This window comes from Corallococcus silvisoli, assembly GCF_009909145.1.
In the GTDB taxonomy this organism is placed as follows: Bacteria; Myxococcota; Myxococcia; order Myxococcales; family Myxococcaceae; genus Corallococcus; species Corallococcus silvisoli.
In genome coordinates this window covers 116945-129731 of sequence record NZ_JAAAPJ010000022.1, presented here as the reverse complement: position 1 = coordinate 129731, position 12787 = coordinate 116945, and the positions used below count along the sequence as shown (strand labels likewise).

11 protein-coding genes are annotated in these 12787 nt (G+C 70.7%); 5 read left to right on the top strand and 6 right to left on the bottom strand.

Annotated elements, in window-relative coordinates; all coding sequences use genetic code 11:
- Positions 1 to 85: 85 nt before the first annotated feature.
- The gene (gene poxB, locus GTY96_RS33225; protein ID WP_143908278.1) at positions 86 to 1822 is read right to left on the bottom strand and encodes a ubiquinone-dependent pyruvate dehydrogenase; all 1737 of its coding nucleotides are present in this window, start codon (positions 1820 to 1822) and stop codon (positions 86 to 88) included.
- A 215-nt stretch (positions 1823 to 2037) separates the two neighbouring features.
- On the opposite strand from poxB, the gene GTY96_RS33220 reads away from it, so the two are divergent.
- Positions 2038 to 3555 carry an MBL fold metallo-hydrolase gene (locus tag GTY96_RS33220; protein ID WP_161666800.1) on the top strand — a complete coding sequence of 506 codons (1518 nt, stop codon included), beginning with the start codon at positions 2038 to 2040 and terminating at the stop codon, positions 3553 to 3555.
- A 7-nt stretch (positions 3556 to 3562) separates the two neighbouring features.
- On the opposite strand, the gene GTY96_RS33215 is transcribed toward GTY96_RS33220, so the two are convergent.
- The 4 genes from GTY96_RS33215 to trhA form a co-directional block, all read right to left on the bottom strand.
- Positions 3563 to 4345, bottom strand: coding sequence for a LytR/AlgR family response regulator transcription factor (locus tag GTY96_RS33215; RefSeq protein WP_143908274.1), 783 nt, complete (start codon positions 4343 to 4345; stop codon positions 3563 to 3565).
- Positions 4338 to 5471 carry a sensor histidine kinase gene (locus GTY96_RS38640; protein ID WP_161666799.1) on the bottom strand — a complete coding sequence of 378 codons (1134 nt, stop codon included), beginning with the start codon at positions 5469 to 5471 and terminating at the stop codon, positions 4338 to 4340. Before GTY96_RS38640 ends, GTY96_RS33215 begins: the two co-directional genes overlap by 8 nt.
- A gap of 67 nt (positions 5472 to 5538) precedes the next feature.
- A complete protein-coding gene (gene rcsF / locus GTY96_RS33205; RefSeq protein ID WP_161666798.1) occupies positions 5539 to 5949 on the bottom strand; it encodes an Rcs stress response system protein RcsF in 411 nt (136 codons plus the stop codon).
- 120 nt (positions 5950 to 6069) lie between these two features.
- Positions 6070 to 6729: a PAQR family membrane homeostasis protein TrhA gene (gene trhA / locus GTY96_RS33200; protein WP_143908268.1), complete on the bottom strand. Its 660-nt coding sequence runs from the start codon at positions 6727 to 6729 to the stop codon at positions 6070 to 6072.
- A 131-nt stretch (positions 6730 to 6860) separates the two neighbouring features.
- On the opposite strand from trhA, the gene GTY96_RS33195 reads away from it, so the two are divergent.
- The 4 genes from GTY96_RS33195 (at position 6861) to GTY96_RS33180 (ending at position 11854) form a co-directional block, all read left to right on the top strand.
- Positions 6861 to 7499, top strand: a complete 639-nt coding sequence (locus tag GTY96_RS33195; RefSeq protein ID WP_328701091.1) for a TetR/AcrR family transcriptional regulator — start codon at positions 6861 to 6863, stop codon at positions 7497 to 7499.
- Positions 7500 to 7616: 117 nt separating this feature from the next.
- Positions 7617 to 7916, top strand: a complete 300-nt coding sequence (locus GTY96_RS33190; protein ID WP_161666797.1) for a hypothetical protein — start codon at positions 7617 to 7619, stop codon at positions 7914 to 7916.
- 201 nt (positions 7917 to 8117) lie between these two features.
- A complete protein-coding gene (locus GTY96_RS33185) occupies positions 8118 to 10382 on the top strand; it encodes a zinc-dependent metalloprotease (RefSeq protein ID WP_143908264.1) in 2265 nt (754 codons plus the stop codon).
- 119 nt (positions 10383 to 10501) lie between these two features.
- On the top strand, positions 10502 to 11854 hold the full coding sequence (locus GTY96_RS33180) for a cytochrome P450 (protein ID WP_161666796.1): 1353 nt from the start codon (positions 10502 to 10504) through the stop codon (positions 11852 to 11854).
- 29 nt (positions 11855 to 11883) lie between these two features.
- Here GTY96_RS33180 and GTY96_RS33175 read toward each other — a convergent pair whose 3' ends face one another.
- Entirely contained in the window at positions 11884 to 12786 is a 903-nt protein-coding gene (locus tag GTY96_RS33175; protein ID WP_143908260.1) for a MerR family transcriptional regulator, read from the bottom strand.
- Position 12787 lies beyond the last annotated feature (1 nt).

Here is a 12787-nt window from a genome sequence, read left to right as displayed (position 1 = left end):
ATCTTCACGGAGTCATCATGGCGCGGGCATGAATGGCTCATCCCCCGTCCCTTCCCGCCACGGGGCGCCCCGTGAAAAAGGGGCATCAGCGCCAGAGGTTGGTGCGCGCCAGCTCCAGCACCTCGGTGGTGCGGCCGTTGAGCAGGGCCTTGATGCCGAAGAGGGTGAAGCCCGCGGCCATCGACGCGGTGATCTTCGGCGGCATCACCAGCTCCGCCTTGCTGACGACCGCGTCCACCAGCACGGGGCCGGGTGTCGCGAGCGCCAGCTGCACCGCCTCGTCGACGGAGCCCGGGTCCTCCACGCGCAGGCCCTTGATGCCCACGGCCTCCGCCAGGGCGGCGAAGTTGGGGTTGCGGAGCGCCGTGCCCACGTCGAGCATGCCTGCCACCTGCTGCTCCATCGCCACGAAGCCCAGGGAGCTGTTGTTGAAGACCACGACCTTGATGGGCAGCCCCAGCTGCACGAGGCTGATGAAGTCCCCCATCAACATCGTGAAGCCGCCGTCTCCGGAGAAGGCCACGACCTGGCGGTCCGGGAACGCCTTCTGCGCGCCAATGGCCTGCGCCAGCGCGCTGGCCATGGAGCCATGGTTGAACGAGCCCAGCAGCCGCCTTCGTCCGCGCATGGTCGCGTAGCGCGCGGCCCACACCGTGGGCAGGCCCACGTCGCAGGTGAAGATGGCGTCGTCCGACGCCTGGAGGTCGAACGCCCGCGCCACCTGCGGCGGATAGATGGGCTTCCTGCCCACCGTCCCCACCCCCAGCGCGTCCAGCTCGTCTCGCGTCTTGCGGTAGTGCGCGAGCGCGCGCTCCAGGTGCTTCGTGTCGCGCTTCGCCTCGATGCGGGGCAACAGCGCCTGGACCGTGGCGGACACGCTGCCCACCACGCCCACGTCCACCCGGGTGCGCTTGCCGATGTTCTCCGCGCGCACATCCACCTGGATGATGCGGGTGTCCGCGCTGTCTGGATAGAACTGCCGGTAGGGGAAGTCCGTGCCCAGCATCAGGAGCACGTCGCAGTCGATCATCGCCCAGTACCCGGACGCGTAGCCGATGAGGCCCGTGAGCCCCACGAAGTGGGGGTTCTCCTTCTCGACGTACTCCTTGCCCCGGAGCGCGGAGACGACAGGCGCCTGGAGCTTCCGCGCCAGCTCCACCACCTGCGGCCCCGCGCCCTCGCAACCCGCGCCGCACAGGAGCGTCACGCGCGCCCCGCGGTTGAGCAGCGCGGCCATCTGCTCCACCTGCGCGGGAGCGGGCATCACCTGGGAGAGGGTGCCGCGCAGGGACTCCGGCGTGGGGGCCCTCGCCTCTTCCGTCTTCTGCGTGGCGACATCGCCGGGGAGCACCACCACCGCCACGCCGCCCTTCCCCACCGCGTTGCGGACGGCGATCTCCGCCGTGCGCTGCATCTGGTGGGGGGCGGAGACCAGCTCGCAGTAGTGGCTGCACTCCTTGAAGAGCACCTCCGGATGCGTCTCCTGGAAGTAGCCGGTGCCCAGCTCCACGGAGGGGATCTGCGCGGCGATGGCCAGCACCGGCACGCGGCTGCGGTGACAGTCATACAGCCCGTTGATGAGGTGCAGGTTTCCAGGGCCGCAGCTCCCCGCGCACACGGCGAGCCGGCCGGTGAGGTGCGCCTCCGCGCCAGCCGCGAAGGCGGCGGCCTCCTCGTTGCGCATGGCGACCCATTCGATGTCCCCGCGCTTGCGCAGCGCTTCCGTGAGGGCGTTCAGGCTGTCGCCCACCACCCCATAGATGCGCTTCACCCCCGCGAGCGCGAGGACCTCCGCGAACTGGTCCGCCACCGTCTTCTTCATCGTCCACCCCTCGCCTGGGCCGGTGCTCCCCGGGCGAAGATGTGCACCGCGTCGCCCCTCCGCGACGGGACGGACACGCCAGCCTGCCGCCAGGCTGGCTGCCCGGCGAGGGAAGGACGGTCATTCGCCGCGACCTGCCCACCGTTCGCCGCGCCGTTCGCGTCGCTGGCGGCATGCCCCCGGAGGCGCGGCCTCGCCCGCGACATCCTGGCGTCATGCGAAGAACCCTCCTGCTGTCCGCCGTCGCCGTCCTCCTGTTGTTCACCCTGCCCACCTCCGCTGGAGAGGAGCCAGGACGCACCCGCGTCCGCGCCGCCGCCGAGGCCATGGGCGGTGAAGCCCGGCTCCGCGCGCTCGCGAGCCTCCGCGTGCAGGGCATTGGCCACTGGAACCTGCTGGAGCAGTCCGAACGGCCCACGCCGCCCTTCCTGGTGATGTACGAGCAGTTCGACGAGGTGCGCGACCTGCGCAAGGGCCGCCTGCACCAGAAGACGGAGGGCCGCGGCGCGGTGCTGGACCCCTGGAAGGCCATGACGGTGCGGCTGTCCGACGGCGTGGTGGCCGCGGAGGTCGAGGGCAAATGGAGGCCCCTGGGCAACGCGCAGCTCCAGGACCTCCAGGAGCGGCTGGCCTTGGCGCCGGAGCACGTGCTGCTCGCGGCCCTGGACGCGAAGGACCTGCGCGCACAACCGGACACGGTGCTCCAGGAGGTGCCCCACCACGTCGTCGCCTTCCACCTGGGGCGCGCGAGCGTGCGCCTGTTCCTCAACGCCCACACGGGCCTGCCCACGGCGGTGGAGACGGTGGACGCGCACCCGGAGGATCTGTTCTGGAGCGCCTGGGGAGACGTGCGCACCGTGCTGTCCTTCCAGTCGTGGACGCTGGAGCCGGGCGGCCTGCGCTATCCGCGCCACTGGGAGTGGGCCCGCAACGGCCAGCCCCACCACTCCGTGACGGTGACGGCGGTGACGGTGGATCCGCCGCTCAGGGACGAGGACTTCACCGTGCCGGACGACGTGAAGCAGGGCTTCGAGGCACGCCGCGCGAGGAAGCTGGAGGACATGCCCGTCACCCGTGCGGAGACTCCGCCGGTGGAGGTGTCGTCCGGCGTGGTGCAGCTCCCGGGCGCGTGGAACGTGACGCTGGTGGCGCAGGATGACGGCGTGGTGGTGGTGGAAGGGCCCATCTCCTCGGGCTATTCGGCGCAAGTGCTGGACGAGGCCGCGAAGCGCTTCCCGGGCCTGAAGGTGAAGGCCGTGGTGTCCACCAGTGATGCGTGGCCCCACGTCGGCGGGCTGCGGGAGTACGTGGCACGCGGCATCCCGGTGTACGCGCTGGACCTCAACCGCGCGCTGGTGGAGCGGCTGGTCGCGTCGCCGCGCACCCTGCTGCCGGATGCGCTCGCCCGGGCGCCCCGCGCCGCGAAGCTCCAGACCGTGAGCGCGCGGCGGGTGCTGGGCAGCGGAAGGAACGCGCTGGTGCTGCTCCCGGCGCGCACGGAGACGGGAGAGCGGATGCTGTTCGTGTGGCTGCCGGAGCCTCGCCTGCTCTACACCTCCGACCTGGTGCAGCCTCAGCCGGACGGCACGTTCTTCAACGTGCAGCAGGTGGATGAAACGGTGGAGGTGGCCGGGCGCGAGAAGCTCCCCGTGGCCCGCGTGTTCGGCATGCACCTGAAGCCCACCGACTGGAGCGCGCTCACCACCGCCGTGGACAAGGCCCGCGCGCCCTGAGCGCGCGCTACCGGGCCCGGCCCAACCGCCGCTCCAGGTGCTCCCGGCGGCTGCGGCTCACACGCAGCCGCTGGCCGTTCGCCAGCACCACCACCTGCTCCGTGGGCGAGGGCCGGTGCACCTCCTGGATGCACCCCACGTTCACGATGGCGGAGCGGTGGATGCGCACGAAGCGCTCCGGGTCCAACCGCGCCTCCAGCGCCGCCAGGCTCTCCCGCAGCACGTGGGCCCTGCCGTTCACGTGCAGCGTGACGCAGTAGTCGTCCGCTTCGATCCACTCGATGTCCGCGACGGGGACGAGCACGGAGCGCATGCCCACGCGCACCAGCAGCCGGTCCACGGGAGGCTCCGTGGGCTTGGGCACGGGGGCCGTGTCCGCCAGCAGGTCCGCCAGCCGTCGTCCCAGCTCCGCGGCCTCGCCCGCGCGCAGCCGCTGCCGGGCCCGGGACAGGGCCTCATCGAAGCGCGCATCGTCGAAGGGCTTCACCAGATAGTCCACCGCATGCACGGTGAAGGCCTTCACGGCGAAGGTGTCGAACGCGGTGACGAAGATGACGGCGGGCATGTGCTCGGCGCCCACCTCGCGCAGCACGCCGAAGCCGTCCAGCTCCGGCATCTGCACGTCGAGCAGCACCAGGTGGGGCCGCTGGGCGCGCAGGGCGGCCACCGCCTCGCGGCCGTCGCGGCACTCGCCGCACACCACGACATCCGGGTGGCGGGCCAGGGCCTGCCGCAGTCCCCGGCGGGCCAAGGGCTCGTCATCCACCAGCAGCACCCGCAGCTCAGCCATGCGCGACCCCGGCGGAGTCCGGCGAGCAACGCCACGGCAACAGGACGGTGGCCACGGTGCCCACGCCCTCCGGACCGCGGATGCGCAGGTGCCCCGCGTCACCGTAGAGCTGCGACAGCCGCGCGCGCGTGTTCGACAGGCCGATGCCCTGGCAGGCCTCCAGGTCGAACTCCCGGGGGAGCCCCGGCCCGTCGTCGCCCACCGTCAGCTCCAGCGCGTCGCCAAGTCGCCGCGCGCCGATGCGCAGCACCCCGGCCGCGGAGCGCATGCCGATGCCGTGGCGGAGGGCGTTCTCCGCGAGCGGCTGGAGCACGAGGTGCGGCACGGAGGCCTCCAGCACGTCCGGGTCCACGGCCCACTCCACGCGCAGCCGGTCCGCGAAGCGCAGCCGCTGGAGCTCCAGGTAGCGCGACAGCACCGCCACCTCGTCGCGCAGGGGCACCTCCTGCGTGGCGCCCTTCTGGAGCAGCTGGCGGAGCAGGTCGCTCAACAGCACCAGCATGCGGGCGGCCTCCTGTGTCTCGCGCTCGCGCACCAGCACGACGATGGCGTTGAGCGTGTTGAAGAGGAAGTGCGGGTGAAGCTGCGACTGGAGCGCGAGCAGCCGGGACTCGGCCAGCTGCACCGCGAGCGCCGCCGCTTGACGCTCGCTGTCCCGCGCCCGGCGAGCGGACTGGTTGGCGGAGGCCACCGCCAGCACCGTCGCGTAGGCCATGCCCATCATCGGCAGCCAACCCCACCACGCGCGCAGCCAGCGCGCGGCCCACGTCACGGACTCCCGTCCAGGCATGGGAGGCATGAACCCGGCCGTCGTCGTCGCGTACACGCCAGCGAAGAGGGCCCCCATGCCCAGACACGCCAGCAGATGCACGACGACCGGGCGGACCCGGGGCGGATTCAGGCGCTCGCGCAGCGCGAGCCGGGTGAGCCACGGCGTGAGGGGCAGCCACACGTACCAGGCGGGCATCTGCGCGGCGAGCACGCGCCACGGCGCGGGTGCCTGCGGCATGTCGCGGCTGAACGAGTATGTCTCCAGGGCGGAGAAGAGCGCGGGTGCCGACCAGACAGCGGCCCGCTTCGCCCAGCTCCGCCACGTGCTTCCAGCTGCGTCTTCCACGAAGGCCACGAGGCCGCGAGTCTACCGGGAGGCGCGGAGGACTTCACGGCCTCCGCGCCCGCTCGCTCCCCTGCCTTCAGTCCCGCAAAAGCAGGGTGAACTTCTTGCCCGGGTGCGACCTGGAAGGCGGTTCATCCCAGCGGATGGCGTCGCCCCGGCACTCATAGGACGTGTAGCACTGGAAGCGCATGCCGCCCTCGGAGCACGCGATGTTCGTCACGGCGTCGGCATGAAGCCTCGCGGCTTCGCCCTTCAGCATCTCCTGGAGGGCCGCGGGCGAGTAGTTGGTCCGGTAGATGCCGCTGGTGCAGGAGGAGGCTTCAACCTCACCCAGGAACGTGAACCTCCGTCCGGACAGGTCCTCCGCCTTGATGAGGGTGATGTTCGCCGCGCGACGCCGCAGCTCTGGATCCCTCAGCGCCATCGAACGCATACAGCCCTGCCCCAGCGCCAGGACCGCGAAAAGCACCACTCCACGAAGATGCATGGCCATGCTCCTCCCGGGCCCCCTTTATCCCCGCCCCGGCCATGCGGAAAAACAACCCTTCCCCGCGCAACCATCCGAGGCAGAAGACCCTCAGACACTGGCGGGCCCGTTGAAGATGGCCTACCCCGCCGCGCGCACCAATCGCAGCACCACCGCGAAGTGCAGGCCCGCGCCCACCAGCGTCATCGCGTGAAAGACCTCGTGGTAGCCGAAGACGCCGGGCCGGGGGTTCGGCCGCTTGAAGGCATACGCCAGCGCGCCCAGCGTGTACGCGAGACCGCCAGCGATGATGAGCAGGCTGGCTGCGTTGCCCACCGCGCGGAAGACGTCGCCGAAGTACGGCATCATCGTCCACCCCACGGCGATCGCCAGCGCCGCCGTCACCCACTTGGGCGCCCCCACCCAGAACAGCGATTGCAGGATGCCCACCAGCGCCCCCGCGTAGAGCCAGGCCATCAGCGGGTTGCCCACCTCTGGCGGCAGGCCCAGCATGATGACCGGCGTATAGGTCCCCGCGATGAGCAGGAAGATGGCCGCGTGGTCCGCCCGGCGCATCCACGCCCGCGCCCCCGGCGACCAGTTCACCCGGTGGTACGTCGCGCTGATGGTGAACAGCGACACCAGGCTCAACGCGTACAGCGCGGACGCCAGCGCCGTGCGCGGCGTGGGCGCCATCGCCACCAGCACCACCCCCGCCCCCACCGCGAACGCCGCCGCCCACTGGTGCAGCACGCCCCGCAGCCTCGGCTTGTCCGCGCCCATGACCGCCGCCGCCGTCATCCCTTCACCGCGTTGGACTCGACACCCTGCGAAACGAGGCATTTCATGACGGTGACGGCTCCGCGCCTTCCCTACGGGATGGTAGGTTTCGGTCAGGTAAGTTACTATTGAGTAGGTTCGAGGTCAACTTGGTGAAGAAGAAGCAGCGGCTGACAGGCGCGGAGCGCCGGGTCCAGTTGATGGAGATCGGGCGGGCGGTGTTCGCCGCCAAGGGCTACGAGGCCACTTCGATTGAAGAGGTCGCCCAGAAGGCGGGCGTGTCGAAGCCCATCGTCTACGAGCACTTCGGCGCGAAGGAGGGGCTGTACGCGGCCATCGTGGATCGGGAGATGGACGACCTGGTGGCGCGGGTGTCGGCGCCCATCGCGCAGGGCTCGCCCCGGCAGCGCTTCGAGGAGGCGGTGCTGGCGTTCATGTCGTACGTGAAGGAGGAGCCGGCGGGCTTCGCGGTGCTGACGCGTGACTCGCCCACGGCGGCGGCGCGGCGGGGGCTGACGCGCGTCATCGACGACCTGGCCCAGCGCGTGGGCGACGTGTTCCGCAGCGAGTTCGAGCGGGCCGGCTATTCCTCCAAGGTCGCGCCCATCTACGCGAACGCGCTCGTCGGCATGGTGACGCAGGTGGGGCACTGGTGGGCCGCGGACGGAAAGTCCTTCTCCACGGAGAACGTCGCGCGCCATGTCGCGGCGCTCGGATGGATGGGATTGCGGCACCTGCCCAAGGACCCCGCCGCGCCGGGCGCGAAGCGAGAGCCGAAGCGCAAGGGCTGACAGGCCGGCTCGGCCAAAGGGCGCGCGTCCTGCCGAGTCGAGCCCGGACATCGCCGCCCCGAGGGCGCCGCTGAGTTCGACGACACCCTCCGGATCCTCGTCGTGACGTAGACGCAGGTGCGTCCCGCCAGCGCGCAGGTCCCGGAGCGCGCTGTTCCAGCAGTTGGCGGTGCTATCGAGGACATCATCGCGCTCCTCGGCTTCCTCTTCGCGTGGGATGACCTCCTCGCCACCCAGCGAGCGCTGGAAGAGATGACACAAGACATGCTCCAGCCGGCTGAAGGGTTCGGAAGACGCCAGCGCCTCGTTCTTCAACCAGCCCATCGCGAACTGGACTTCATCCGGTGGGCCGACGCCGTCGTCCACAACAACGACGAGGGCAACACCGACAAGAAGCGCTTCCAACCGCGGTCATGAACTTCACGCCCCCGTCTCCCAGTGGACGGACGGCGTCGCAACGTCCCGGCGCGCGGGCCATATCACCCACGCGCCGGGGTCGTTGCCCCATGGAGGCCATCCGGAGTCTGGGAATCTCCGCCCGACATGCCCTGGCGAAGTCCGCGTTTCCAGAGAAGCCGGCGGCGAGGTCCTTCACCGCCCTATCCCTGGAGAGCTTCGATGCATGGATGGAAGTGGTCCTCGCGGCGACGTTGGTTGGGCGCGGCGTCCCTCGCCGTGATGCTGACGACAGCAGGATGTGAGTCCACTGCGCCCGAAGCCGCCGAAGCCCCCGAGGCGGCCCTGGCGGTGAGCCTGGACGGTGCGTTCGTCGCGGTGCCCCGTGCCACGAGCACAGCGCAGCGGCAGCAGGTGGAGCAGCAGCTCTCCGGCGTGGTGGAGGACGCGGGCACCCACTTCTATCTGGCCATCAAGCGCAGCGAGCTGAACCAGAAGTGGTTCCTATCCACGTTCTTCAAGCAGGCGCACCCCGGAGGTGTGCTCTACGGCGCGGGCGCCACGTTGGGCACGCGCGTGGTGAGCTTCCAGGAACAGAACGGCAAGCTCTTCGTGCTGGACGTGGACGACCGCAAGAAGCTCAGCGACCTGTTCGACCCGCAAATCCTGGTGGAGGCGTACCCCGTCGTCACCGACTACGGCCCCTTCAACCGGCTGCGCGGCTCCGACCAGTACGTGCTCGTGGACCCCTCCGCGGGGCTCAACCGCTTCGGCGCGGTGGCGGACCTCTATGCGTGGAGCACCCGCTTCCAGACGGAGCTGAGCTTCGCGCAGCGCTTCCGCACCCTCTCCGACGGCATCTCCTTCGAGCAGGTGTTCACCGGCTACTCGGACCTTCCGGACGACCTGGCCTCCGAGTTCCTGGAGCCCAACGGCTACCGCCTGTCCGGCACCCTCGCCCTGTCCCTGCGCCGCTACAAGGAGGGAGCCGGCTACTCGCCCACGCCCATGCCGACGACGCCCTTCTACTTCGAGGGCGCCCCCCGCCTCATCACCAACTCCGGGGCCTGGCAGGAGGTGGCCGCCATGAAGTGGAACGTCCATCCCGGGATGAAGCCCATCCCGTGGCTCATCACGCCCAGCGTGCTCAAGCTGCAGAACGACCCGCGCTTCCAGGGCTACGACGTGGTGGGCGCGGTGAAGCGCGGCGTGGAGAACTGGAACCAGGCGTTCGGCTTCAAGGTCCTGGAGGCCCGGGTGGGCGACGCCGGGCTGGACTTCGCGGATGACACGAAGAACGTCATCCTCTTCGACACCGACGAGGGGATGCCCTTCGCCTTCGCGAACTTCCGGCTCAACCCCAACACCAGTGAGATTCGCGGCGCCAGCGTCTACCTGCCGGCCATGTGGCTGGTGTTGGGGGACGAAGTCTTCGACAGCGACCCCGGTGCGTTCGCCGCCCAGCCGAAGTCAGCGCCCCCGCTGCGCCTGTCGTGGTCCGGGATGGCAGGCCAGACGCTCTGTGACCTGGACCTCCAGCAGGCCCTGGGGGACCGGGCCACGGGCACTCCCTCCACGCTGGCCGTGGGGGCTGCGCTCACGAAGAAGCAGAAGGTGGAGGCCTACCTCACCCACGTGGTGTTGCATGAGATTGGCCACACGCTGGGGCTGCGCCACAACTTCGCCGGCTCGCTGGTGGATGACGGCTCCCCCACGTCCGTGCGGAGCAGCTCCGTGATGGACTACAGCCTGGACGACGACGCCATCCAGGTCACCACCCCGGGTGCGTACGACGTGCAGGCGGTGCGCTACCTCTACGGGATGGACTCCGGACTGCCCACCCTGCCGTTCTGCACGGACCAGGACCGCGCCACGGACCCGAGATGCGCGACCTACGACCGGGGCTCCAATCCCATCCCGTTCCGTCTGTATTACTTCAATGACCTCGCGCAGCGGTACCTCACGACGGAGCAGGTCCCCTCCTACTTCGACGCGGCCCTCAGCGTCCGCATCAACAAGGTCCTGGACTTCGTGCGGGTGGGACCCGCCGCGTCGCAGCTGGAGGCATACCAGGGCATCCTTGCGTCGGTGAGGCCACCGCTCGCCCTCCCCCCGGGCGCTCCCGCGTTCTACGGCGCACGGGCCGATGACATCGCCCTCCGCGTCCTCTCGCGGCTCTACCTGGACCCTGTTCGGCAGCGGGGCGTCTTCTCCGGGGATGCGCCCGCCACACCAGCCCTCACGGCGGCGATCATCGCGGACGTGCGCGGCATCCTGCTGAACGTGGACGGCGTGCGCGGCTACCGGTCCCGCAGGGCCATGGTGGACCTCCTGAAGCAACACCAGACGCTGGCGGCGTACTCGGCGCTGCGCGAGGCCCGGGAGGTCATCACCGCCCAGCTCCCGGCGCTCGCCGGGGAGGAGCGGTTGCAGTCCGAGGACCTGCTGGCGCGCATCACCAGCGCGCTCTCGCCCTACTTCCGTTGAGTTGAGAGGTGGAAGGGGAGGACAAGAAGCCTTGTCAGTTCCGCCGGAGTGTCACCTTGGAGCGCTCCGGATAGATTGTGGCCTTCAGGGAGGGCTCCGGCCCTCCCAGGAGCCGCCGCATGAACGTCTCCCCTTCCGCCTCCGCAGTCCTTCCTCCCGCCCTCCCCGCGGGGCTGCCATGGGTGGGCCTGGGCCTGGAGTACCGGAAGGATCCGCTGGGCTTCTTCCTGCGCTGCGCGAACCAGGGCCCGGTGCTCCGGACCCGGTTGGTGGGGACGCCCATCTACGTGTTCAACACGTCGGACGCCATCGAGCACGTGCTGGTGAAGAACTTCCGCAACTACCCGAAGGACCTCTTCCAGGAGCGCGCGCTGACGGCGGTGGTGGGCAACAGCCTCATCACCAGCCAGGGTGACTTCTGGCTGCGGCAGCGGCGGATGATGCAGCCCGCCTTCCACAAGACGCTGGTGGCCACGCACGGCGACGTGGCGGTGAAGGCCGCGCGGACGTGGCTGGCGCCGCGACGGGAGGGGGACCGCTGCGACGCGTACACGGAGATGATGGCGCTGACGCTGGACGTGGTGGCGGCGACGCTCTTCGGCGCGAACCTCTCCGCGCAGGCGCGGGAGGTGGGACAGGCGATGGAGACGGTGATGCTGCACGCCAAGTTCCTCTTCGAGAACCCCATCACCCTGCCCTCCTGGGTGCCCACACCGGGGCAGCGGCGCTTCCAGGCCGCCATGCGCACGCTGCACGCGGTCGTGGACGCCGTGGTGGCGCGGCGCCGGGCACAGGGCGGCCCCGGGGACGATTTGCTGGGCCTGATGCTGGAGGCGCAGGCGGAGGACGGCGCGCACATGACGGACGCGCAGCTGCGCGACGAGTGCATGACCTTGATGATCGCCGGCCATGAGACGACGGCCGCCACGCTGGCCCTCTGCCTGCTGTCCTTGGCGCGCCATCCGGAGGCGGAGGGCGCGCTCCGGCGGGAGCTGGCCACGGTGCTGGGAGGCCGCGAGCCCACGGTGGCGGACCTGCCAGCGCTGCCCTACTGCGAGCAGGTGGTGAAGGAGACGCTGCGCCTGTATCCGCCCGCGTGGGGCATGAGCCGCATCGCGGCGGAGGAGGACCGCGTGGAGGGCTTCCGGGTCCCGGCCGGCACGGTGGTCGCGTGGTCGCAGTGGGCGCTGCACCGCAACCCCCTTCACTTCCCGGAGCCGGAGGCCTTCCGCCCCGAGCGCTGGGCAGACGGGCTGGAGCGCCGCATCCCGCGCTTCGCCTATTGCCCGTTTGGAGGAGGCCCCAGGCTCTGCATTGGCGCGGCCTCCGCGATGGTCGTGACCCGGCTGGCGCTGGCCACGCTCCTCCAGCGCTTCCGCTTCGAGTCCCCGCCGGGGCCGCTGCCAGAGTTCATCGCCGCCATCACCCTGCGCCCCAAGGGCGGCATCCCGATGACCCTGCGGGCCGTGTAGCCCCGGCGCGCCTGGCTCTTTCGGAGGGCTCAGCCCGCCATCCGCGCCCAGTCCTCGTCGTGCGTGAACAGCGTCACGCCCAGGCGCTCACAGATGCCCTCATGCGCCAGGGCGGCGGGGCCGCCCACCCAGATGGGCAGCCCCTTCGGCAGGGCGTCCACGAGCCGCTGGAGCGCGTCCTGGAACACCGTCGCGCCCCGGTCCATCACCGCGGACAGGCCCACCACGTCGGGCCTCGCCCTGGCCACCGTCTCTCCCAGGCTCTCCACCGGCACGCGCTGCCCCAGCAGCGTCACCCGCACGCCCGCGTACCGCAGCCGCAGCGCCGCGCCCAGCAGGCCCACCTCGTGCTCCTCCTCCGGGAAGCACGCGAGCACCGCGTGCCTGCGCCCTCCGTCGGGTGCGCTTCGCAGCAGGCTCACCAGCCGCTCGCGCACCACCTGCGTCACCAGATGCTCCTGCGCCACCGTCAGCGTCCCCGCGTGCCAGCGCGCGCCCACCTCGCGCTGCACCGGAACGAGCACCTCCTCGAGGGCCTTCAGCGGCGACAGCGCCGCCATCACCTCGTCGAGGATGCGGGAGACGCGCGGCTGCTCATACGCCTCCGCCGCCGCCAGCACCTCCGAGCGCCAGACGTCCGCCTGCGCTCCGGAGGCGGAGGCCCCGCTCTCGCGGACCGGCGGGGGCGGGACACCCAGCTCCGCCGTCAGCTGCGGCAGCAGCTTCGCCGCCTCGCTGATGGCCACGCCTTCGTCCGTCAGCGCCTTCAGCCGCTTGAGGAGGGCCACGTCCCGGTCGGTGTAGACGCGATAGCCGGAGGGCGTGCGGTCGGGCACCAGCACGCCATAGCGGCGCTCCCAGGCGCGGATGAGCTCCACGCGGACACCTGACAGCTCCGCGGCGATGTGGATGCGATAGGTGCGCTCAGCCATG